The organism is Streptomyces sp. NPDC012825, assembly GCF_042900925.1.
Taxonomy (GTDB): Bacteria; Actinomycetota; Actinomycetes; order Streptomycetales; family Streptomycetaceae; genus Streptomyces.
In genome coordinates this window covers 148,849-170,338 of the sequence record NZ_JBIBBZ010000002.1, presented here as the reverse complement: position 1 = coordinate 170,338, position 21,490 = coordinate 148,849, and the positions used below count along the sequence as shown (strand labels likewise).

Annotated in this window: 18 protein-coding genes and 3 tRNA genes; 8 read left to right on the top strand and 13 right to left on the bottom strand. The window is 73.2% G+C overall.

What is annotated here, in order from left to right:
• Nucleotides 1-15 precede the first annotated feature (15 nt).
• From ACFY7E_RS06360 to ACFY7E_RS06350, 3 genes are read left to right on the top strand one after another with little or no spacing between them, the layout of a single operon-like run.
• Nucleotides 16-1,275 carry an NAD(P)/FAD-dependent oxidoreductase gene (locus ACFY7E_RS06360; protein WP_389481401.1) on the top strand — a complete coding sequence of 420 codons (1,260 nt, stop codon included), beginning with the start codon at nucleotides 16-18 and terminating at the stop codon, nucleotides 1,273-1,275.
• A 29-nt stretch (nucleotides 1,276-1,304) separates the two neighbouring features.
• On the top strand, nucleotides 1,305-3,197 hold the full coding sequence (gene dnaG / locus ACFY7E_RS06355; protein WP_389481399.1) for a DNA primase: 1,893 nt from the start codon (nucleotides 1,305-1,307) through the stop codon (nucleotides 3,195-3,197).
• A gap of 53 nt (nucleotides 3,198-3,250) precedes the next feature.
• On the top strand, nucleotides 3,251-4,333 hold the full coding sequence (locus ACFY7E_RS06350; RefSeq protein ID WP_389481397.1) for an RNA polymerase sigma factor: 1,083 nt from the start codon (nucleotides 3,251-3,253) through the stop codon (nucleotides 4,331-4,333).
• 52 nt (nucleotides 4,334-4,385) lie between these two features.
• On the opposite strand, the gene ACFY7E_RS06345 is transcribed toward ACFY7E_RS06350, so the two are convergent.
• From ACFY7E_RS06345 to ACFY7E_RS06330, 4 genes are all read right to left on the bottom strand, one after another.
• Nucleotides 4,386-6,314, bottom strand: coding sequence for an ABC transporter ATP-binding protein (locus ACFY7E_RS06345; protein ID WP_389481395.1), 1,929 nt, complete (start codon nucleotides 6,312-6,314; stop codon nucleotides 4,386-4,388).
• Nucleotides 6,314-8,047 (bottom strand): ABC transporter ATP-binding protein, encoded by a 1,734-nt coding sequence (locus ACFY7E_RS06340; protein ID WP_389481392.1) that lies wholly within the window; start codon nucleotides 8,045-8,047, stop codon nucleotides 6,314-6,316. Before ACFY7E_RS06340 ends, ACFY7E_RS06345 begins: the two co-directional genes overlap by 1 nt.
• A gap of 120 nt (nucleotides 8,048-8,167) precedes the next feature.
• A complete protein-coding gene (locus tag ACFY7E_RS06335; protein WP_383438614.1) occupies nucleotides 8,168-9,607 on the bottom strand; it encodes an FGGY family carbohydrate kinase in 1,440 nt (479 codons plus the stop codon).
• Between the two features lie 26 nt (nucleotides 9,608-9,633).
• Complete coding sequence (locus ACFY7E_RS06330) at nucleotides 9,634-9,945, bottom strand: YtxH domain-containing protein (RefSeq protein WP_383438611.1); 312 nt, start codon at nucleotides 9,943-9,945, stop codon at nucleotides 9,634-9,636.
• A gap of 169 nt (nucleotides 9,946-10,114) precedes the next feature.
• On the opposite strand from ACFY7E_RS06330, the gene ACFY7E_RS06325 reads away from it, so the two are divergent.
• From ACFY7E_RS06325 to ACFY7E_RS06315, 3 genes are all read left to right on the top strand, one after another.
• Nucleotides 10,115-10,187: transfer RNA gene (locus ACFY7E_RS06325), tRNA-Asn, on the top strand.
• Between the two features lie 5 nt (nucleotides 10,188-10,192).
• Nucleotides 10,193-10,265 (top strand) — tRNA-Asn (locus ACFY7E_RS06320).
• Between the two features lie 166 nt (nucleotides 10,266-10,431).
• Nucleotides 10,432-10,508 (top strand) — tRNA-Ile (locus tag ACFY7E_RS06315).
• A gap of 164 nt (nucleotides 10,509-10,672) precedes the next feature.
• Here ACFY7E_RS06315 and ACFY7E_RS06310 read toward each other — a convergent pair.
• Nucleotides 10,673-11,650, bottom strand: coding sequence for an NAD-dependent epimerase/dehydratase family protein (locus ACFY7E_RS06310; RefSeq protein WP_389481389.1), 978 nt, complete (start codon nucleotides 11,648-11,650; stop codon nucleotides 10,673-10,675).
• Complete coding sequence (locus tag ACFY7E_RS06305) at nucleotides 11,647-12,261, bottom strand: ScbR family autoregulator-binding transcription factor (RefSeq protein ID WP_389481385.1); 615 nt, start codon at nucleotides 12,259-12,261, stop codon at nucleotides 11,647-11,649. Before ACFY7E_RS06305 ends, ACFY7E_RS06310 begins: the two co-directional genes overlap by 4 nt.
• Nucleotides 12,262-12,424: 163 nt before the next feature.
• Between ACFY7E_RS06305 and ACFY7E_RS06300 the strand changes: the two genes are divergently transcribed.
• Complete coding sequence (locus ACFY7E_RS06300) at nucleotides 12,425-13,318, top strand: ScbA/BarX family gamma-butyrolactone biosynthesis protein (RefSeq protein ID WP_389481383.1); 894 nt, start codon at nucleotides 12,425-12,427, stop codon at nucleotides 13,316-13,318.
• 12 nt (nucleotides 13,319-13,330) lie between these two features.
• The gene (locus tag ACFY7E_RS06295; protein ID WP_389481381.1) at nucleotides 13,331-14,518 is read left to right on the top strand and encodes an FAD-dependent oxidoreductase; all 1,188 of its coding nucleotides are present in this window, start codon (nucleotides 13,331-13,333) and stop codon (nucleotides 14,516-14,518) included.
• A gap of 82 nt (nucleotides 14,519-14,600) precedes the next feature.
• Here the strand turns inward: ACFY7E_RS06295 and ACFY7E_RS06290 are convergent, their stop codons facing one another.
• From ACFY7E_RS06290 to ACFY7E_RS06260, 7 genes are all read right to left on the bottom strand, one after another.
• On the bottom strand, nucleotides 14,601-15,671 hold the full coding sequence (locus ACFY7E_RS06290) for an alcohol dehydrogenase catalytic domain-containing protein (protein WP_389481379.1): 1,071 nt from the start codon (nucleotides 15,669-15,671) through the stop codon (nucleotides 14,601-14,603).
• A 1-nt stretch (nucleotide 15,672) separates the two neighbouring features.
• Nucleotides 15,673-16,518, bottom strand: coding sequence for a sugar phosphate isomerase/epimerase family protein (locus tag ACFY7E_RS06285; protein WP_389481377.1), 846 nt, complete (start codon nucleotides 16,516-16,518; stop codon nucleotides 15,673-15,675).
• Nucleotides 16,515-17,306 carry an SDR family NAD(P)-dependent oxidoreductase gene (locus tag ACFY7E_RS06280; RefSeq protein ID WP_389481374.1) on the bottom strand — a complete coding sequence of 264 codons (792 nt, stop codon included), beginning with the start codon at nucleotides 17,304-17,306 and terminating at the stop codon, nucleotides 16,515-16,517. Before ACFY7E_RS06280 ends, ACFY7E_RS06285 begins: the two co-directional genes overlap by 4 nt.
• On the bottom strand, nucleotides 17,300-18,448 hold the full coding sequence (locus ACFY7E_RS06275; protein ID WP_389481372.1) for an alcohol dehydrogenase catalytic domain-containing protein: 1,149 nt from the start codon (nucleotides 18,446-18,448) through the stop codon (nucleotides 17,300-17,302). Before ACFY7E_RS06275 ends, ACFY7E_RS06280 begins: the two co-directional genes overlap by 7 nt.
• Complete coding sequence (locus tag ACFY7E_RS06270) at nucleotides 18,445-19,599, bottom strand: ROK family protein (RefSeq protein ID WP_389481369.1); 1,155 nt, start codon at nucleotides 19,597-19,599, stop codon at nucleotides 18,445-18,447. Before ACFY7E_RS06270 ends, ACFY7E_RS06275 begins: the two co-directional genes overlap by 4 nt.
• The gene (locus ACFY7E_RS06265; protein ID WP_389481367.1) at nucleotides 19,596-20,819 is read right to left on the bottom strand and encodes a sedoheptulose 7-phosphate cyclase; all 1,224 of its coding nucleotides are present in this window, start codon (nucleotides 20,817-20,819) and stop codon (nucleotides 19,596-19,598) included. The genes ACFY7E_RS06270 and ACFY7E_RS06265 overlap by 4 nt, the downstream gene beginning before the upstream one ends.
• 196 nt (nucleotides 20,820-21,015) lie before the next feature.
• Nucleotides 21,016-21,474, bottom strand: a complete 459-nt coding sequence (locus ACFY7E_RS06260; protein WP_389481365.1) for a MarR family winged helix-turn-helix transcriptional regulator — start codon at nucleotides 21,472-21,474, stop codon at nucleotides 21,016-21,018.
• Nucleotides 21,475-21,490 lie beyond the last annotated feature (16 nt).

Below are 21,490 nucleotides of genomic sequence, written 5' to 3'. Positions count from 1 at the left end.
CGAGGAGGAAACGACGTGGTCGACGCAGATCAGACCTTTGTCATCGTCGGCGGGGGCCTGGCAGGGGCCAAGGCGGCGGAGACCCTGCGCGCCGAGGGGTTCAACGGCCGGGTGATCCTCATCGGCGACGAACGCGACCACCCCTACGAGCGCCCACCCCTCTCCAAGGGCTACCTCACCGGGGCGAAGGAGCGCGACAGCACCCTCGTCCACGAGCCCGCCTGGTACGCGGCGAACGACGTCGAGCTGCACCTCGGGCAGGCCGTCACCGCGATCGACCGCGAGGCCCGCACGGTCCGCCTCGGCGACGGCACCGTCATCCGCTACGACAAGCTGCTCCTGGCCACCGGCTCCGAGCCCCGCCGCCTCGACGTCCCCGGCACCGACCTCACCGGCGTCCACCACCTGCGCCGGCTCGCCCACGCCGACCGGCTCCGCCAGGTCCTCGCCGGCCTCGGCCGGGACAACGGACACCTGGTGATCGCCGGCGGCGGCTGGATCGGCCTGGAGGTCGCCGCCGCCGCCCGCGGCTACGGCGCCGAGGTCACCGTCGTCGAGGCCGACCCCACCCCGCTCCACCGGGTCCTCGGTCCCGAGCTCGGCCAGCTCTTCGCCGACCTCCACAGCGACCACGGCGTCCGCTTCCACTTCGGCGCCCGGCTCACCGAGATCGTCGGCCAGGACGGCCTGGTCCTCGCCGTCCGCACCGACGACGGCGAGGAGCACCCGGCGCACGCCGTCCTCGCCGCGGTCGGCGCCGCCCCCCGCACCGCCCTCGCCGAGAACTCCGGACTCGCCCTGGTCGACCGGGCCGACGGCGGCGGCGTCGCCGTCGACGAGTCCCTGCGCACCTCCGACCCCGACATCTTCGCCGCCGGCGACGTGGCCGCCGCCCACCACCCGCTCCTGCGCACCCGGCTGCGCGTCGAGCACTGGGCCAACGCCCTCCACGGCGGCCCCGCCGCCGCCCGCGCCATGCTCGGCAAGCCCGTCTCGTACGACCGCGTGCCGTACTTCTTCACCGACCAGTACGACCTGGGCATGGAGTACTCGGGCTGGGCGCCCCCCGGCTCGTACGACCAGGTCGTGGTCCGCGGCGACACCGGCAAGCGCGAGTTCATCGCCTTCTGGCTCAAGGAGGGGCGCGTCCTCGCCGGGATGAACGTGAACGTGTGGGACGTCACAGAGCCGGTCCAGAACCTCGTCCGCGCCCGGACGCCGGTGGACCCCGAGGCCCTCGCGGACCCCTCCGTCCCCCTGGACGGCCTGCTCTGATCACCGCCGCGTCCCCGTAGACTTCACGCGTGGCAGGCAGGATCAACGACGACGACGTGAAGGCGGTCCGGGACGCGGTCCCGATCGACGCCGTCGTGTCCGAATACCTCCAGCTGCGCAACGCGGGCGGCGGGAACCTCAAGGGGCTCTGCCCCTTCCACGACGAGAAGTCGCCCTCCTTCCAGGTCAGCCCGAGCAAGGGACTCTTCCACTGCTTCGGCTGCCAGGAGGGCGGCGACACCATCGCCTTCGTGATGAAGATCGACCACCTCTCCTTCTCGGAGACGGTCGAGCGCCTCGCCGCCAAGGCGGGCATCACGCTGCGGTACGAGGAGGGCGGCTACAACCCCGGCCACCAGCGCGGGGAGCGCATCCGCCTGATCGAGGCCCACCAGGCCGCCGCCCGCTTCTACGCCGAACAGCTCGGCTCCGCCGAGGCCGAGATCGGCCGGAAGTTCCTCGCCGAGCGCGGCTTCGACCAGGCCGCCGCCGAGCACTTCGGCGTCGGCTACTCCCCGGCCGGCTGGGACCACCTCACCCGCTTCCTGCGCGGCAAGGGCTTCTCCGACAAGGAGCTGATCCTCTCCGGACTCTCCCAGGACGGCCGCCGCGGCCCCATCGACCGCTTCCGCGGCCGGCTCATGTGGCCGATCAGGGACGTCGGCGGCGAGATCGTCGGTTTCGGCGCGCGCAAGCTCCGCGACGACGACAACGGCCCCAAGTACCTCAACACCCCCGAGACCCCGGTCTACAAGAAGTCCCAGGTCCTCTACGGCATCGACCTCGCCAAGAAGGAGATCGCCAAGAGCAGCCGGGCCGTCGTCGTCGAGGGCTACACCGACGTCATGGCCTGCCACCTCGCCGGGGTCACCACCGCCATCGCCACCTGCGGCACCGCCTTCGGCGGCGACCACGTCAAGATCCTCCGCCGCCTCCTCATGGACAACGGCTCGGCCCGTGTCATCTTCACCTTCGACGGCGACGCCGCCGGCCAGAAGGCCGCCCTGCGCGCCTTCGAGGACGACCAGAAGTTCGCCGCCGAGACGTACATCGCCGTCGCCCCCGAGGGCATGGACCCCTGCGACCTGCGGCTCGCCAAGGGCGACGAGGCCGTCGCCGACCTGGTCGAACCCCGCACCCCGCTCTTCGAGTTCGCCCTCCGCCAGATCGTGCGGCGCTACGACCTGGAGACCCCGGCGGGCCGGGCCGCCGCCCTGGACGAGGCCGCCCCGATCGTCGCCAAGCTCAAGAACCTGGCCGTGCGGCACGGCGTCGCCGTCCAACTCGCCGGCATGCTCGGGATCATGGACGAGCGGTTCGTCGTGCACCGGGTCAGCCGGGTCGCCCAGTGGCAGCGCGACCGCGGCGGCCGGGGCCGCGCGGACGACCACCGGCCGCGCCGCGAGACGCCCGCGATCCAGGCCCCCGTGGCGCCCCCCGGCCCCGCGCTCAACCTGCGCAGCCCCGCCCACCGCACCGAGCGCGAACTCCTCAAACTCGCCCTCCAGCGGCCCGAACTGGTCTCCCCGGCCTTCGACGCCTACGGGGTGGACGAGTTCACCGCCCCGCCCTACGCGGCCGTCCGCCAGTGCGTCCAGGACGCGGGCGGCGCCACCGGCGCCCCCGCCGACTACCTCGACGCCGTCCGCGCGGCCGCCCCGAACGACACCGTCCGCGCCCTCGTCACCGAACTCGCCGTCGAGACGATCTTCGCCAAGACCGTGGACGAGGCCTACGCGGGCGACCAGCTCGTCACCGTCCGGCTCCGCGCCGTCGACCGCCGCATCCGCGACGTCCAGGGCGCCTTGGCCCGCCTCGGCCCGAACGGCGACGCGGAGAAGGCCGCGGCCGTGCAGAACGAGCTGTGGGTGCTCACCCAGTACGGGCAGTCCCTGCGGAACAACGGCGCCGCCGCGCTCTGACGCACGGTCACCCGGCGGACTCAAAAAGTCACCGCACGCCCCTCGTGGCGGCGATGTGTCGTACCCCACACTGGACGACGGTGCCGTTCCGCTCCTTCTGGAGGTCGCCCGCCGTGCAGACCCAGACCGTGCCGCAGGACCAGCAGGACCGGGCAGCGTTCGCCGAGGAGGTGGCGGAGCCCGCGGTCCCGGCCCGGCGCCCCCGCCCCGACCCCGGCGGCAACGGACTCTCCTCCGACCTCTTCCGCCAGTACCTGCGCGAGATCGGCCGCATCCCGCTCCTCACCGCCGAGGAGGAGGTCGAACTGGCCCGCCGCGTCGAGGCCGGGCTCTTCGCCGAGGAGAAACTGGCCGGCACCCCGGACCCGGACACCCGCCTCGCGGGCGACCTGGACCGTCTCGTCGTCCTCGGCAGGATCGCGAAGCGCAGGCTCATCGAGGCCAACCTCCGCCTCGTCGTCTCCGTCGCCAAGCGGTACGTCGGCCGCGGCCTGACCATGCTCGACCTCGTCCAGGAGGGCAACCTCGGCCTCATCCGGGCCGTCGAGAAGTTCGACTACGCGCGCGGCTACAAGTTCTCCACGTACGCCACCTGGTGGATCCGCCAGGCCATGTCCCGGGCCCTCGCCGACCAGGCCCGCACCATCCGCGTCCCCGTCCACGTGGTCGAACTCATCAACCGGGTCGTCCGGGTCCAGCGCCGCATGCTCCAGGAACGCGGCTACGAACCCACCCCCGAAGAGGTCGCCGCCCACCTGGACCTGCCCCCCGAGCGCATCGGGGAGGTGCTCCGCCTCGCCCAGGAACCGGTCTCCCTGCACACCCCCGTCGGCGCAGAGGACGACGTCGCCCTCGGCGACCTCATCGAGGACGGCGACGCCGCCTCCCCGGTCGAGTCCGCCGCCTTCCTCCTCCTGCGCCGCCACCTGGAGGACGTCCTCTCCACGCTCAACGAGCGCGAACGCAAGGTCGTCCAGCTCCGCTACGGCCTCGACGACGGCCGCCCCCGCACCCTGGAGGAGATCGGCCGGCTCTTCGGCGTCACCCGCGAACGCATCCGCCAGATCGAGTCCAAGACCCTCGACAAACTCCGCGACCACGCCTACGCGGACCAGCTGCGCGGCTACCTCGACTGAGGACCGGCCCGCGGCCCGTACCACCCGTGGAGCGGTACGGGCCGCCCGGCCGTCAGTCGACCTCGACGACCGCCTGCGCGAACTGCGCCGCGTACAGGCGGGAGTACGCCCCGCCCGACGCCAGCAGCTCCTCGTGGGTGCCCTGCTCCACGATCGAGCCGTTCTCCATCACCAGGATCACGTCCGCGTCCCGGATCGTGGAGAGCCGGTGGGCGATCACGAACGAGGTGCGGCCGTGGGCGAGGCGGGCCATCGCCTTCTGGATCAGCACCTCGGTGCGGGTGTCGACCGAGCTGGTGGCCTCGTCCAGGACGAGGATCACCGGGTCGGACAGGAACGCGCGCGCGATGGTGATCAGCTGCTTCTCGCCCGCGCTCACCCCCGCCCCCTCGTCGTCCAGGACCGTGTCGTACCCGTCGGGCAGGGTCCGGACGAACCGGTCGGCGTGCGCGGCCCGCGCCGCCGCCTCGACCTCCTCCCGGGTCACCGGGCGCGTCGCGCCGTACGCGATGTTGTCCGCGATCGTCCCGCCGAAGAGCCAGGTGTCCTGGAGGACCATCCCGATCCCGCTCCGCAGCCGCTCGCGCGACGTCTTCGCGATGTCCACCCCGTCCAGGGTGATCCGGCCGCCCGTCACCTCGTAGAACCGCATCAGCAGGTTCACCAGGGTCGTCTTGCCCGCGCCCGTCGGTCCGACGATCGCGACCGTCTGCCCCGGCTCCACCGTCAGGGACAGGTCCTCGATGAGCGGCTTGTCCTCCTCGTAACGGAAGGAGACGTGCTCCAGGGCGACCCGGCCGCGCGACTCCAGCGGCTCCTCACTCGTCGGGGCGTCCGGCTCCTGCTCCTCCGCGTCGAGCAGCTCGAAGACCCGCTCGGCCGAGGCCACGCCCGACTGCACCAGGTTCGCCATCGACGCCACCTGCGTCAGCGGCATCGAGAACTGGCGCGAGTACTGGATGAAGGCCTGCACGTCACCGATGGAGAGCGTGCCGCTCGCCACCCGCAGACCGCCGACCACGGCCACCAGGACGTAGTTGATGTTCGAGACGAAGAACATCACCGGCTGCATCACGCCGGAGTTGAACTGCGCCTTGAACCCGGCCCCGTACAGCTCCTCGTTCTGCTCGCGGAAGTCCCGCGCGGACTCCTCCTGCCGCCCGAAGACCTTCACCAGGGCGTGCCCGGTGTACATCTCCTCGATGTGCGCGTTGAGCGTGCCCGTGGACTTCCACTGCTGCACGAAGTGCGGCTGCGAGCGCTTGCCGATCCGCGCCGCGACGAACACCGACACCGGCACCGTCACCAGCGCCACCAGGGCGAGCAGCGGCGAGATCCAGAACATCATCGCGAGGACGCCGACGATCGTGAGCAGCGAGTTGATCAGCTGGCCCATCGACTGCTGGAGCGTCTGCGAGATGTTGTCGATGTCGTTGGTCGCCCGGGACAGCACCTCGCCCCGCTTGGCCTTGTCGAAATACGACAGCGGCAGCCGCGCCAGCTTCGTCTGGACGTCCTCCCGCATCCGGTAGACCGTCCGGTTGATCACCTTGATCGACAGCCTGGTGGAGACCAGCATCAGCAGGCCCGCCGCCACGTACACCGCGAGGACCAGGAGCAGCACCCCGCCCACGGCCGAGAAGTCGATCCCCTGACCCGGGGTGAAGTCGACCCCGGACAGCATGTCCGCCATGCCGTCCTGCCCCCCGGCGCGCAGCCGGTCCAGGGTCTCCGCCTTCGTGGCGCCCGGGTCCGTCTGCCGTCCGACCACCCCGGCGAAGATCAGGTCCGTCGCCCGGCCCAGGATCTTCGGCCCGACCACGGAGGCCGCCACCGAGAGCACGCCGGCGACCAGCATCACCCAGAGCGTCCCGCGCTCCGGTGCGAGCTGCCCCAGCAGCCGCTTTCCGGAGCCCTTGAAGTCCATCGACCGCTGGTCGGGGCCGCCACCGGCCATCATGCGTCCGCCAGGACCGGCCATCAGGCTGCCTCCGCCTCGGTCAGCTGGGAGAGCACGATCTCCCGGTACGTCTCGTTGTCCGCCATCAGCTCGTGGTGCCGTCCGGTGCCCACGACCCGGCCCTTGTCGAGGACCACGATCCGGTCGGCGTCCCGGATGGTCGACACCCGCTGGGCGACGATCACCACGGTCGAGTCGGCCGTCTCCTCGGCGAGCGCGGCCCGCAGCAGGGCGTCCGTCTCGTAGTCGAGCGCGGAGAACGAGTCGTCGAACAGGTAGATCTCCGGCCGCTGCACGAGCGTCCGCGCGATGGCGAGCCGCTGCCGCTGCCCGCCGGAGACGTTGGTGCCGCCCTGCGCGACCGGCGCGTCCAGACCGTGCTCCAGCCTCCGTACGAAGTCGGCGGCCTGGGCGACCTCCAGGGCGTGCCACAGCTCCTCGTCGGTCGCGTCGGGCTTCCCGTACCGCAGGTTCGTCGCCACCGTCCCCGAGAAGAGGTACGGCTTCTGGGGCACGAGCCCGACGGTCCTGGCCATGAGGGCGGGGTCGAGAACGCGCACGTCCACGCCGTCCACGAGGACCTCGCCGCCGGTCGTGTCGAAGAGCCGGGGCACGAGCCCGAGCAGGGTCGACTTGCCGCTGCCCGTCGAACCGATGATCGCGGTGGTCTCGCCGGGCCGGGCGACGAGCCCGACGTCCTTGAGGACCGGCTCCTCCGCGCCCGGGTAGCGGAACTCGGCGCCCCTGACCTCCAGGTGCCCGCGCCGGTCGAGCGCCGTCACCGGCTCGGCCGGCGGCACCACGCTGGAGTCGGTCGCGAGGACCTCCTCGATGCGCTCGGCGCACACCTCGGCGCGCGGCACCATCATGAACATGAAGGTGGCCATCATGACGGCCATCACGATCTGCATCAGATAGGCGAGGAAGGCGGTCAGCGCGCCGATCTCCATCCCGCCGCTGTCGATGCGGTGCGCGCCGAACCAGACCACGGCCACGCTGGACACGTTCACGACCGTCATCACGGTCGGGAACATCAGCGCCATCAGCCGCCCGGTCGCCATCGACACGTCGGTCAGCTCGGCGTTGGCCCCCCGGAAGCGCTCCTCCTCGTACCCGTCCTTCACGAAGGCCCGGATGACCCGGTTGCCGGTGATCTGCTCGCGCAGCACCCGGTTCACCGTGTCGAGGCGCGTCTGCATGGTCCGGAAGAGCGGCCGCATCCGCCGCACGATCAGCGACACGGAGACGCCGAGCACCGGCACCACCGCGAGCAGCACGCCCGAGAGCGGCACGTCCTGGCCGAGCGCCATCACGATGCCGCCGACGCACATGATGGGCGCGGAGACCATCAGCGTGAACGCCATCAGGACCAGCATCTGGACCTGCTGCACGTCGTTGGTCGTACGGGTGATCAGCGAGGGCGCGCCGAAGTGCCCCAGCTCCCGCGCGGAGAAGGACTGCACCCGGTCGAAGACGGCGGCGCGCACGTCCCGGCCGAGGGCGGACGCGGTCCGCGCGCCGTAGTACACGGCCCCGACGTTGCAGACGACCTGCACGACGGAGACGCCGACCATCAGGGCGCCGAACCGGAGGATGTAGCCGGTGTCCCCGTGCACGACACCGTTGTCGATGATGTCGGCGTTCAGGGTCGGCAGGTAGAGGCTCGCGCAGGTCTGCAGGAACTGGAGCAGCACGAGCAGCGCGATGGGTTTTCGATGGGGCCGTAGATGGGTCCGGAGAAGTCTTATGAGCACGGGACTTACTATCGCCCGCACCCCCGGCCCGTTACGAACGGTTTCCGGGGCGGCGGAAACCCTGGGAAAGTCTTTACGAAGAGCCCCCCACGGCCCCGCCCCGCCTTGCCCCCGCTCCCACTACCCGCCGAACGCGCCCGGGTGGATCTGCTCCCGCGTCGCCCGGTACTGCTGCCGCACGGCCTGACCCGCCGCCAGGTCGTCCCCGGGCTCCAGGACCTGCGCGGCGGCGCCCTGCCAGGCCGGGGGAGCGGAGGGCGAAAGGGTGCCGCGCGCCACCCCGAGGGCCCAGGCGGCCTGCCGGGCCGCGCCGAGCGCCGCGTAGTCGGCCGGCTGGGGGACGACGACCTGCGCGCCGAAGAGGGCCGGCGAGAGCGCCTGTACCGCGTGCAGCGCGCCGGCGGCGCCGAGCAGGAAGACCCGCCTCACCTCCACGCCCCGTCCGCGCAGCACGTCCAGGGCGTCGGTGAGCGAGCAGAGCATCCCCTCGAACGCCGCCCGCGCCAGGTGCTCGGGCCTCATCGACTCGCGCCGGAGCCCGCTGAGCGTGCCCGCCGCGTGCGGCAGGCTCGGGGTCCGCTCGCCCTCCAGATAGGGCAGCAGGACGAGCCCGGAGGCGCCCGGCGTCGACTTCAGGGCGAGCGCGGAGAGTTCTTCCAGGGAGTCGAGTCCCAGCATCTCGGCGGTGCCGCGCAGCGCCCGCACCGCGTTGGAGGTGGAGACGACCGGCAGGTGCATGCCGGTGGCGTCGGCGAAGGAGGTGATCATGCCGCCGGGGTCGGCGAGGGCCTCGTGGTGCACGGCCATCACGGAGCCGGAGGCGCCGAGCGAGACCACCGCGTCACCGGGACCGAGCCCGAGGCCGAGGGCGGCGGCCATCGTCTCGCCGGTGCCGGCGGAGATCAGCAGGCCCTCGGGGGTGGTGCCGGCGGCGTCGGAGGGGCCGAGGACCTCGGGCAGCGCGACCCGGTGCCCGAGCGCGAGTTCGACCAGGTCGGGACGGTACGTGCCGGTGCGGGCCGACCAGTAGCCGGTGGCGGAGGCGGCGCCGCGGTCGGTGGTGCGGCGCGCGGGACGGCCGAGGAGCTGCCAGACCAGCCAGTCGTGCGGCTGGAGGACGAGGGCGGTGCGCCGGGCGTGCTCGGGCTCGGTGCGGGCCAGCCAGCGCAGCTTGGCCACCGGCTGCCCGGAGGCGGGCACGCTGCCGACGGCCTCGGCCCAGGCGTGCCGGCCGCCGAACGAGTCGACGAGGTCGGCGGCGGCGACCTGCGCCCGCTTGTCGTTGCGCACGAGCGCGGGCCGCACGAGGCCGCCCTGCGCGTCGATCGGCACGACCCCGTGCTGCTGTGCGGAGACGCCGATGGCCTCCACGCCCTCGAGGAGACCGCCGGTGGCGGCCTCCCCGAGCGAGAGCAGCCAGGTCTGCGGATCGACGTCCACGGCCTTCGGCTCACCGGGGTGCGGGGCGTACCCCTGGCGCAGTACGGCACCCGTGTCGGTGTCACAGACGACGATGCGTGTGAACTCAGCAGAGCTGTCCAGTCCGGCGACTATCCCCATGGGACGATTCTGCCGCACGCGGGGCCTCAGGTGTTGCTGGTGCCCCACTCGTCGTTCTCGACCTTTCCGTTGCCCTGGCTGCGCTCGCGCAGCGCGTGGACCTTGTCGGCCACGGCGGGCGGCAGGCGGTCGCCCACCTTGTCGCCCACGACGTGCGCGGCCTTGCCGGCGACCTGCCGCCCGGTCTGGGCGGCGGACTCGGCGGCGTTCCGCACGGCCGGGTTCTCGGTGAACTCCTTGGCGGACCTCTTCAACTTCTCGTACCGCTCGCGCCCGGCCCGCGTGCCGATGACGTAACCGAGGGCGAGTCCCGTGACGAACGTCAGCTTGTATCGCATGGCCACCACCTTCCCTGGAGAGCTTCCTTGATGCATCGCCGACGCCCCCGGCGGTGCCGCGCGATACCGATTGGCGGAGCACCCCCCTGCTTGCGCTAATGTATGTGTCGCAGCGAGCGCGCGCCGCCCGGGAAGGCCCGAGGTGGATCCGTTCGGTGCAACGCAGCAATCCCCTGTAGCTCAATTGGCAGAGCAGCCGGCTGTTAACCGGCAGGTTACTGGTTCGAGTCCAGTCGGGGGAGCGCGATCCCCTGTAGCTCAATTGGCAGAGCATTCGGCTGTTAACCGGAGGGTTGCTGGTTCGAGTCCAGCCGGGGGAGCGAAACGGAAGAGGACCCTTCGGGGTCCTTTTTCGCGTCCGGGGGAACCGCGCGGGGCGCGGCGGAGTCCTCATGGTCGAGCAGAGCCGATCATCCGGAGCAGGAGATCGTATGAGCGGCTATGCTGCGGCAGACGGCGCGCACACATGTACGCGCCTCACCGAACGGGGCGGTAGCTCAGCCGGTTAGAGCAGCGGACTCATAATCCGTCGGCCGTGGGTTCGAGTCCCACCCGCCCCACCACAGAAAAACGTTCCGACCGGTGACCTTTCCGGTCGGGCGCGCGCCGAAGGGCCCGGGGGGCCCGTCCGGATCAGGAGAGCACACCCGTGCTGGACCGGGAGGGGACGCGGGTCGTGCGACACGTACGATTCCCTCGTCCGGCTCAGCGGGGACGGTGACCCGCTTCACCCGACGGGCGCCGCGCGCCGTTCGGCCAGGTGCCGGCGGTACCAGGGAGCGGCCGCCGTCAGGCGGGCCAGGGGGCCGGGACCCGGGGGGCAGTCGGCCAGCATCCAGATCTCGTCGCTGCGGAACCAGTGCTCGCCCGCCAGCAGCTCGAACTGACGCTCGCTCACGCCCGACGGGGCCCGCCGCAAGAGCTCCAGGCACCTCTCCCAGGACAGGTCGGCCCCGGCCGGGGCGAGCACCCCGAGGTCGCCGAGGGCCGCCATCAGGTCGCCGTTGCGGACCGGACGGGGGTGGGCGGCGTGGAAGATCCCGGCGGGGGGCCGGTCCGGCAGGACGGCCAGGGCCGTGATCAGCCGGGCCAGGTCGTCGGCGTCCACCAGCGACAGCAGTCCCCGGCCGCCGTTCCAGCGGCCGGGAAGCCGCTCGAGGAGGGTGGCGAGGGCCGGCACGACCCACCGGTCGCCGGCGCCGGTGACGAATCCGGGCCGCAGGACGGTGGCCCCCGCGTCGAGCGCGGCGCGTTCCCCGAGCAGCCGGGTGCGGCTGGCCGGGGAGCCGGGGGCGGGGTCCTTCTCGTTCACGCGGATCCCGCGGTGCGGCCCCGGACCGTACACGGCGGCGGTGGACAGGTGGACGATCCGGCGCACTCCGCACCGCCGGGCCTCCTCCAGGAGCGCGGCGGCGCCGCGGACGTTCACCGCCGCGCACTCCTCCTCGGTCCCCGAGATCCGCGAGGCGAGGTGGAGCAGCACGTCCGCGCCCTCGCAGACCCCGCGCAACGACCGCGGCCGGGTCAGGTCCGCGCCCACCCACGACGGGCCGGGCGCTCCGGAGGGGCGGGACGGGCCGGGAGGCGCGGTGCGCGCGAGGGCCCGGACCTCGACCGGGCGGCCCGCCGCGGGATCCAGCACGGCGCGCAGGACCTTGGAGCCGATGAACCCGGTGGCCCCGGTGAGGACGACGCGCAGGGTCATGCGAGGTCCTTCGCGAGGACGGCGGGGAGGGTGATCCCCGAGATGACGTCGACGGGCGCCAGGGCGGGCAGGAAACATCGCCACATGTCGGATATCCGGCCCGGCAGATCGGCCCGGCCGGTGGAGAGCTGAGACATGATCTGGGTGCCGGTGTAGGCGGCCACCAGGAGGGAGGCGAAGGCGCTCTCGTCGACCTCGGGGAGGAGCTGTCCCTTGCGGCGCGCGGCGACCAGCTCCTCCCGGAACTGCCGCGCCCACCACTCGTAGATCGCGTACTCGTGGAGGTCGGCCTCGTTCTGCTCGACGGCGAGCCGGACGCCCGCGCGCAGCAGGGTGTTCTGCTGCATCTCCACGGCGAGGTAGGAGGTCATGTCGATCAGGTGCTGGAGACCGGGCTCCCCCGGGGGGAACTCCAGGTCCTTCGCCTGCTCGTGGATCACCGCGCGGGCCAGCCCCTCCTTGGACTTGAAGTGGAAGTAGACGGACCCGGTCGTCAGGCCGACCCGGTCGATGATCTTCAGGATGCTCGCCCGGGTGTAGCCGACCTCGTCGAACACCTCCGCGGCGGCCCGCAGGAGGACCTCCCGCGTGCGGACGGCGCGCTGCTGCATGGGGCGAGTGCCCTCTTCCACCTGCACCTTGAGCCTCTCGACAAAATAAAATAATGGGGTTTATCATTTCACGGCGCACGCTGGTGCGCCAGGGTGAGCGGGTTCATGAGTCGGTTGGGGGACTGCCTTGTCATCGCTTGACCTCGTCCATGGTGAGGCGGCCTTGCCCGCCGCGTGCGTGCCTCAGGTCCTCACCCACAAGACGAACCCGTCGGAGATCCTGCTCACCGGCTGGCGCCGGACGGGACCCGACTCCTTCACCGTCACGGCCCGGTGGCCGCGGTCCCACGGGTTCTACGTCCACCGGGACGGTCTGCTCGACCCCCTGCTGCTCAGCGAGTCGATACGCCAGGCCCTTCCCCTGCTCTCGCACGCCGCGTACGACGTGCCGCTCGACCACCACCTGCTCTGGCAGGACTTCCGCTGGGAGCTCGACCCCGCCGCGGCGCGCGACGAAGGGCACGGCGCCGACGTCGAGTTGCACGTCACGGCCACCGACGTGAAGTACCGCAGGGCGAGGGCCGCGGCCATGGTCCTCCACGTGCGGGCGTGGCGGGAGGGCGTCCCGCTGGCCGAGGCCCGGACGCACTTCACCGTCCAGGACCGCGCCGTCTACCGGCGATTACGCGGACCGTACGCCGACCTCGCGCACGTCGCGGCCCGTGCGCTCCCCGCCCCGCCGCCCGCTTCCGGGCCCATGGCGGGCGGACGGCGCGCCGAGGACGTCGTGCTCGCGCACACGGAGGGGGAGGACCGCTGGCAGTTGCGCGTGGACACCTCTCATCCGATCCTCTTCGACCACCCGGTCGACCACGTCCCGGGCATGCTGCTGCTCGAAGCCGCGCGCCAGGCCGCGCAGTCCGCCTCGTGGCTCCGGACGACCGCGGTCCTGGGCATGGAGGCCGTCTTCATCCGGTACGCCGAACTCGACGCGCCCTGCTGGATCGACGCCCGTCCGCTCCCCGGCGCCCCGGCCGGCCGGCAGCGGGTCCTGGTCACCGCCCGGCAGCACGACGAGGAGATCTTCACCGACGTCGTCGTGCTGGGCGAAGCCTGAGGGCGTGGACACGTGGACACCGCGCTGACCGGCCGGCCCCGCCCGGACCGCATCCCTTCCCCGCGTGCGGCCGGGGCGAGCGCCCCGCCGCGGTTGCGCGTCCTGGTCGTCGGGGGCGGCATCGGCGGTCTGGCCACCGCGCTCGCCCTGGGGAGACGGGGCCACGACGTGCTCGTCCTGGAGCAGCGGCCCGCCCTCACCGAGAGCGGTGCGGGCATCCGACTGGCCCCCCGGGACTTCCAGCTCCTGCACGGCCTCGGCGTCGGGGACGCCGTACGGAACCGGTCGCTGGCGCTCGACGCGTTCCAGGTCCGGGACGGTTCGACCGGGGACCTGATCGGCTCGGTGACGCTGCCCGCCTCCCCGGCGCACGCGGCGGCCCACCGCCTCGACGTGTACGAGCCCCTCCTCGAGGCGTGCTGGGAGCTGGGCTCCGTCGAACTGCGCACCCACAGCCGCGTCGTCGGTTGCGCCCAGGAGGGAGGGGCGGTGCGCGCGACCCTCTCCGACGGGAGCCACGTGACGGGCGACGCCCTGATACTCACGGACGGCACCTGCGCCGACGCCCGCCGCGACGCGGAAGGGAGCCGCGGCACTCCGGGGGAGCGGCTCGCCGTCTACCGCGCGACCGTCCCCATGGACGCCGTCGCCGACCGGTGGCAGGAGAGCACGGCCGTCTGCTGGGTGGGACGGGACTGGCACCTCTCGCACTATCCGCTGCCCGACCACCGGTACCTGAGCCTCACCGCGACCCTGCACCACCACACCGGTGCCGGCCTCCACGGCGCCCGGGTGGGCCTGGGGGAGGTGCTCGGCGCGTTCCCCGGCATCGGGTCCGCCGCCCGCGACGTCCTCACCACGGGCAGGCACTGGCGGGCGCTGACGCTCCCCGGCGGGCCGGCCGCCGCGGACCGGGTGTCCGGCCGGACCGCGAGGGTCGGCGACACCGGGCACGGGGCGCACCGGTCGGACGCCACCTGCCCGCACCAGGCGCTGGAGGACGCCGTCGCGCTCGGCGACTCCTGCGACGTCTCGGGGGCCGGCGTCCACGGATGGCTCGCCGACTACGACGTCCGGCGCGGCGAGCGGGTGCGGCAGAGCCGCGCGGAGCACGGGTTCCGGTACCGGGAGGACCGCTGGACGGACGACCTGGCCCTCGTCGGCCACGTCCTGTCGAAGGACTCCGCCGGCTCGTGCTGAGCGGTGCCGGACCCGGCCGGTGCGCGCGCCCGGCCGGGGCACCCGTTCCGCACGCACGCTCCGTGCGTCGGGCCGGTCGGGTTCAGGGCCGGGGAGCGACCTCGACCAAGACCTTCCCGGGCGGGTCCGTCCGGCCCGCGGCGATGTCCATGACGACGTCCGGGAACTCGTCGAGGGTGACGCGCCGCGAGGTCAGCCGGTTCAGGGGAAAGGACTCCGGATGCTCCGCGCGCAGCCTGAAGCCCTCCTCGTAGTCCTCCTTGAAGCACCCGTACGCGCCCGACACGCCGAGCCGCTTCCCGGCGTGGTCCACCCACGTCAGGAGTTCACCCCGGCGTACGGTGTCGACGTCCACCGGGGCGCCGGGGAAGCGGTCGCCCTTCCGGGTGCCGCCGTACACGAGCACGACCGCCCCGTCGCGGGCCAGGCGGGCCGCCGTCCCCAGGAGTTCCGCGGTGGCCACCGTCGGCGCGACGACGACCACGTCGAAAGCGTCGGGATGCGCCCCCGCCTCCGACAGCGGGCGGATCTCGTCCGCGGCGAGGATGCCCTGCTCGCGGGCGAAGGAGCGCCGCGCCTCGCCGCGGTTGAACACCGTGACCGAAGCGCCCAGATGACGGGCGTACATGGCGAACATCAACCCCGCGCAGCCGGCGCCGACGATCCCGACCCGCTTCCCGCCGAAAGAGTCGAGCCCCGTGAGTTCGAGCAGCTTCCGCAGGGCGTGCACGATGCAGGCGAACGGCTCCGGCATCCAGACGTCCTTGCCGTCCTCCGTCCCGGGCACCCGTACGACGGCCTGTTCCAACTGGTCCTTCGAGCCCCGCACGAAGACGTACTCGGCGAAGCCGGTGGTGCGGTGGGGAGTGATGTTCGGGTTGAAGGTGACGGCCTCGCCCGCCTCGAACCCGGTGCGGGCCCCCGCGAAGAAGACGGAGCCCACGAACTCGTGGCCGAACAGCGGCCCCCGGTCCTCGGGGACGTCGCGCGAGCCGAGGACCTCCTTGACGTCGGCACGGCAGATGCCCATGAGGTCGGGCCTGATGACGACGGTGTCGTCACCGAGCTCCCCGTGCGGGAAGGGGTGCGCGCCGAAGCTCACCACGCCGTCCCTCAGCCTGGTCGTCTCGTACGTCGACGGAACGGTGGACATGTCAGCTCCTTGGGTGGTCCGGGGCGGTGGCCGACCGGTCCGCCCCCGCGGCGCGGACACGGGCGCGCCCGATGTCGAGGACGAGGCGGCGGAGGTCGCCGTCGCGGTAGTCGTTCTCCAGGACCAGCGCGTCGGGGGGCGCGTCCGCGTGGGAGAGGAGGACGGTCAGGGCCTCCCACACCCCGCCGTCCCCGTCGCCGAGCAGCTCCCGTCCCACGACGCCGCCGGTGCCGTCCTTGAGGTGGACCTGTGGCGCGATCCACGGGTGCGTCGCCTCGATCAGCGCCAGGACGTCGACCCCGTACACCCGCGGGTTGTACGTGTCGAGCACCAGCCGGAAGGAGGGGACGGCCACCTGCTCCACGAGGGCGCGCGCGGCGGCGGGTTCCAGGGCGTTCTCGCTGGCCAGGACCAGTCCGCGCGCCTCGGCCTCCCGCGCCGCCCAGGCCAGGACGTCCGCGGTGCGCCGCAGGTCGTCCGGCCCGTCGATGGCGCTGCGGCGGAAACTCGGGACGAACGCCAGCGGCGCGTCCAGGGCCCGGGCCGCGTCCAGGACGCGGATCAGGACGTACCGGGCGCGCAGCGCGTCCCGGCTGCCGGCCGGCGCCGTGAGCCCGATGTCGTTGAGGGTGTTGCCCGCCACCCCGAGCAGTTCCACGCCGTGTGCGGCGCCGTCGTCGCGGAGCCGGGCCGCGGTGCCCGGCGCGTCGAGCCACGGCCCGCGGCCCGGGCCGCCGAGGTCGAGCTGGAGGCCGTCGGCGCCCACTTGCCGGGCCAGCGCGACCGCGTCGAAGTGGTCCCCCGGCAGCCGCCAGCCGGCGACTCCCACCCGGGAGGGCGGGGTCACGACGCCGTCCGCGTGGTGAGGGCGCGGCTCTGGGAGGCCGGCCTTCCGTCGCCGACCGGACGCCAGGCGCCGGAGCCGTCGACCACGAGGTGCGCGCCGTGCAGTCCGGCACCGGACGTCGCCGCCAGTTCGCGGGCCAGCGGCCCGAAGCCCGCCGGCGTCATGTAGGCGCTGTAGTCGAAGTCCTCGGGCCGGCGGCGCCGGATCCCGGGGGTGTCGACCATGCCGGCGGGGAGGGCCTGGACGATGCGCAGGGCCTCCCCGCCGGGCGCTTCGATGCTCTCCTCCTGGGCGACGGAGTCGAGCAGGGCCGAGGCCGCGGCCTTCGAGGCGGCGTAACCGGACCGGCCGGGACCGGCGTTGTAGACGACCTCGGAGGAGACCCCGAGGAACACGCCGGGGGAGTCGGGGCGGCGCAGCGCCGGGAGCGTCCGGTCGAGGGTCAGCCAGAGGCCGTGCAGGTTGACGTCGATCTGGCGGCGCCACTCGGCCACGTCGCAGTCCCGGAACAGGGCGCGCCCGGCGCCGTAGTGGACCGCCGAGTAGCAGACGGCGCGCAGGGGTTCCGCCGCCGCGGCGTCCAGGGCCTCGACGACCCGGTCGGGGTCCGTGAGGTCCGTGGCCCTCCAGCGGAGCCGGTCGGCTCCGGGGCCGGCCGGGGCGGACCTGCTGAGCACCGTCACGTCGAGGCCCGCGTCGGCCCAGGCGTCGGCGATACCGCGGCCGATGCCCGTCGAACCGCCGACCACCAGCGCGCGGCGGCCGTTCTGCCCTTGTGCTGTCACCATCTCTCCCTGGGTGAGGCCGGTGCCGGGGTGAAGCGCACGGCGAGTTTGAGGAGTCGGTTCCCGTCGACGTTCCGTCGGCGGCCGGCCGAGAGGCCGTTCATGATGCGGGCGGCCTCGGCGGGTTCCACGACGTGGGTCACCAGGTCGCGGTAGAGCGCCGGGTGGCGGCACAGTTCGGCGGCGGCCTTCAGGAGGTGGCCGTTGCCCACGCCGCGGTGGCCGGTCAGCCGGACGCGCCGGCCCTCTGCCGTGGTGGTCTCGGTGAACACGGCCGGCACCGGGTGTCCGGCGCAGTTGGCGGCCCGTACGGCGGCGAGGTCGATCCCGGGCAGGAGGTCGCAGGCGGCGCCCGGCGGGAGGCCGCCGAACAGGTCGACGGTCAGGTCGCCGCCGCCGAGCCGCAGGGCGGCGGCGAGGGCGTCCAGGGTCCCGTCGCGCGGGGTGGCGAGCAGGGCGGCCGTGGGCCCGTCGCCGAGCGGTGGCGGCCCGTCCTGGGCCGTGCCGCCCACCGGCTCCGTCCCGGGGACGGGGTGCCGGTCGCTCCACCGACGCCCTTCGGGCGTGTGGTGCACGAGCAGGACGCGGACGTCCGCCCCGAGCAGCCCGTGTGCGGCGCGCACGGCGAGCTGGCCGATGTTCCCGTCGCCGTAGACGACCAGGGTCCGCGGGCCGGCCGTCGCCAGGAGGCCGAGGGCGTACCGCACGGCCGCCAGCGGTTCGACGAGGGTGCCGAGTTCGGCGTCGGGCACCTGCTCCAGCGGGACGACGAGGCCGTCCCGCACCGCCGTGGCGGGGATGAGGGTGAACTCCTGGAGCAGGCCGTCGACGTTGTGCCCGAGGAGGAAGGACGGGTCGTCCCGGTGGGTCGGGTTGACGACGACGGGGGTGCCGGGTGCCAGGGACCCGGGGACGCCCGGACCGGTGGCGACCACCCGGGCGACGCCTTCGTGGCCGATGACGGGCGCCGGATCGTCGCGCAGCCCGCGCAGCATCTGGATGTCCGTTCCGCACAGCCCCGCCACCGGGGTGGTCACGAGGAGTTCGCCCGGGGAGGGGCGCGGGGTGGGACGCGGACGCAGCCGGACCTTTCCCGCCTCCCGGACGAGCGCCCGGTGCACGGGGACGTCCTCCGGCGCCGTCACGCCGCCGCTCCGGACGGGGTGGACGCGCCCGGGGGCACGGCGACGGTCGCCGGGCCGGACAAGGCCGTGGGCACGGCGACGGTCGTGGGTACGGTCGCCGGTACGGACGCGGACGCGGAACCGGCCGCCGCCGCGGCGCTGGCCGCGATCCCCGCGCCCACCAGGCCGTCGGCCTCCCCCGCAGCGGCGACGGTGATGCGCCGCTCCCACCAGTCGGGGGTGTGCTCGCTGGTCAGGTACAGCCCCTGCCGGGCGAGGGACTTCAGGAGGGCGCGCCGGTAGTGGTCGCCGAGTCCGTGCACGACGCCACCGGTCAGGACCGCCTCGTCGATCTCGGGGTCGAGGCACAGGGCGGTGCGCAGGACGTCCGCGACGGGAGCGGCGACCGCGTCGAGCAGTTCGCCCGCGAGGGCGTCCCCCTCGTCGAGGGCCCCGCGCAGCGCCTCCTCGAAGCCGAGGCCGCCGGCCGTCGCCGCACCGAGCCGGGACGCCGACCAGCGGCCGGGCTCCCGCTCCCTGAGGACATCCGCGGCCCGCGCGATGCCGGGGCCGGAGGAGTACGCCGCCAGGTGCCCCGGCTTCCCGCAGTCGCAGGTCGCTTCGAGCGGTCGTCCGGCCAGTTCGGCACGGGCCGGCAGATGGCCGATCTCGCCCTGCAGACCGCTGCTGTCCACCGGGATCAGGCCCCGCCGCCGGTCGATGACGCGGCAGGCGATGCCGGAGCTGACGGTGGCCAGCAGGATCTTGCGGTGTTCGGCGCGGCCGGGGTGCGCGGCGGCGTGCAGCAGCGCGGCCGTGACGTCGTTGACGATGTGCCAGTCGACGTCGCGGCGCCGGGCGGCGAGCGCCGCCCGCAGGTCGTACGGCTCGCTGTGCTCGCCCCACAGGGGCGCGGAGGCGTAGACGAGGCCGGAGCGGTGGTCGAGCGCGGCGCCGAAGGAGACGCCGGCCACGGCGCCCGGCGTCTCCGGCACCGTGTCGCAGAGGTCCTTGACCATCATGGCCCGGAGCTCGGCGGCGCCGGTGCCGGGGAAGCGCTTGAAACTGGGGGAGGGGCGCGAGGTGCGGACGCGCAGCTCGCCCCCGGGCAGCCACCACGCCTGGCGGATGTGGGTACCGCCGACGTCGAAGACGGTGACGGCGGCGCTCATATCGCGGCGCCGGCGAGCTCGCCGCTCCTGGTCGCCTTCCATCCGGTGACGAAGTCCAGGGCGCGGCCGAGCTCTTCCGGGGTGAGGTCGTTGGCGAAGACCACGGAGCCGATGCCCCGGGTGAGCGGCACGCGCTGGAGCCCGTCGCGGTGCTTGACCGCGTCCCCCAGGGCCTCTTCGAGGAGCTCCCGGGTGAAGGTCGGGTGGGCGACGGGCAGGCCGAGGTCCTGCAGCAGTCTCAGCGCCCGGTCGGTGTCCTCCTCCGACAGGTGCCCGCGCAGGTGGGCGAGGGCGAGGCAGATCGCCATGTCGACGGCCACGGCCTCGCCGTGCAGCAGCGGCGGATCGGCCCGGAGTTCCAGGGAGGGGCTGAAGGTGTGCCCGTAGTCGACCGACCTCTCCAGGACCTGTTCCCACAGGTTGGGCTCGAGCTCGTCGAGCATGCCGGAGATCGCCCTGGACAGGACCTCGCTCACCGCGGAGCCGCAGCCGGCCAGGGTGTCGGAGGTGAGGGTGCCGGCCGTGGCCTCCAGCAGGTCGAAGAGGGCGACGTCCTTGACCAGCGCCATCTTGACGATCTCGGCCATGCCGTTGGCCACGTGCCGCGGGTCGATGGTGCGGAGGAACTCGGGGTCGATCAGGGCGAGTTCCGGCGCGAAGTAGGAACCCAGGCGGTTCTTGTGGTGACCGTAGTTGATCCCGGTCTTGACCCCGATGCCCGCGTCGATCTGGCCGATCAGCGTGGTGGGGACGCGGACGTAGGGCACGCCGCGGCGGTACAGGCTCGCGGCGAAGCCGACGATGTCCAGGACGACGCCGCCGCCGACGGCGACGACCTTCTCGGCGCGGCGCAGGATCCCCATGCGCGACATGGCCTCGGTGACGAGGATGGCCTGCTCCAGGTACTTCGCCTCCTCGTCGCCCTGGACGACCTGCCAGGTCGCCTCGATCCGCCAGTGGGCGAAGTACGCCTCGAAGCGGTCCCGGTAGAGCGCGTCGACGGTCGCGTCGATCACCACGAGGGAGCGGAAGGGACGACCCCAGCCGCCGCCGCAGGCCTGGGCGAGGGTGGGGTTCTCGGGGTCGAGCAGTCCGCGCACCATGCTGACGCTGTAGTCGACGGGCTGCTTGGCCCGGACGTTCCAGTGCAGCCCGGGGGGCTTGGGAAGGTCGGCGGTCGAGTGCAGGGCGGTGGACCGGGGCGTTGCGGTACCAGGCATGGCAGGACCTCCATGGGATCGATGGGGACCAAAGGCGGCAAACCGGCCGAAGCGGGCCGACCGCCGAGTTCGAACGCTAGGTCGTCATGCGAATGCATTTCAACGTGACGGTGGTCACATTATATGCATTCAGATGCATGTAACGAGGCGTGACGGAAGGGAATGGGAGCGTTTCCGGGGTGCCGCGGGCGGGGACTCAGTCCACCGGCATGGCCGGCGCGTACCGGAGCCGGGCGATGAGCGAGGCCGTGGAGTCGCTGACCGCGGCCGCGTCGAAGGTCTCGGTCAGTGTTTTGCGCAGGGTCTGCTCCGCCGCCCCGGCGACCTGCCGGCCGGCCTCGGTGATCCGTACGTCCACCCCGCGCCTGTCGTCGACGGCGGAGTGGCGCACGACCCATTCGGCCTCTTCGAGGCGGGCCACCATCCGGCTGACGGAGGGCTGGTTGGTGCCCAGCGTCCTGACGAGCTCCGAGATCCGAAGGGTGCCGTCGCGCCGTTCCGACAGGGAGAGCAGGAGGAGGAGTTCGGCGGTGGAGACTCCGTGGCCGCGGGTCAGTCGTCTGCTCGCCGCCGTGTTGACCTGCTCCGTCAGGCGGGCCAGCTGCCGCCAGAGGGCGAGCTCGTCCAGCTCGCCGCGGGGTCCCCATGTCTCCATTGACGCGGCCCTTCGC

Coding starts and splice junctions, on each gene's coding strand:
- ACFY7E_RS06350 (WP_389481397.1), top strand. CDS start 3,251: ATGTGTCGTACCCCACACTGGACGACGGTGCCGTTCCGCTCCTTCTGG.
- ACFY7E_RS06345 (WP_389481395.1), bottom strand. CDS start 6,314: ATGGCCGGTCCTGGCGGACGCATGATGGCCGGTGGCGGCCCCGACCAG.
- ACFY7E_RS06335 (WP_383438614.1), bottom strand. CDS start 9,607: ATGGGGATAGTCGCCGGACTGGACAGCTCTGCTGAGTTCACACGCATC.
- ACFY7E_RS06330 (WP_383438611.1), bottom strand. CDS start 9,945: ATGCGATACAAGCTGACGTTCGTCACGGGACTCGCCCTCGGTTACGTC.
- ACFY7E_RS06310 (WP_389481389.1), bottom strand. CDS start 11,650: ATGACCCTGCGCGTCGTCCTCACCGGGGCCACCGGGTTCATCGGCTCC.
- ACFY7E_RS06305 (WP_389481385.1), bottom strand. CDS start 12,261: ATGCAGCAGCGCGCCGTCCGCACGCGGGAGGTCCTCCTGCGGGCCGCC.
- ACFY7E_RS06290 (WP_389481379.1), bottom strand. CDS start 15,671: ATGTCCACCGTTCCGTCGACGTACGAGACGACCAGGCTGAGGGACGGC.
- ACFY7E_RS06280 (WP_389481374.1), bottom strand. CDS start 17,306: ATGGTGACAGCACAAGGGCAGAACGGCCGCCGCGCGCTGGTGGTCGGC.
- ACFY7E_RS06270 (WP_389481369.1), bottom strand. CDS start 19,599: ATGAGCGCCGCCGTCACCGTCTTCGACGTCGGCGGTACCCACATCCGC.
- ACFY7E_RS06265 (WP_389481367.1), bottom strand. CDS start 20,819: ATGCCTGGTACCGCAACGCCCCGGTCCACCGCCCTGCACTCGACCGCC.
- ACFY7E_RS06260 (WP_389481365.1), bottom strand. CDS start 21,474: ATGGAGACATGGGGACCCCGCGGCGAGCTGGACGAGCTCGCCCTCTGG.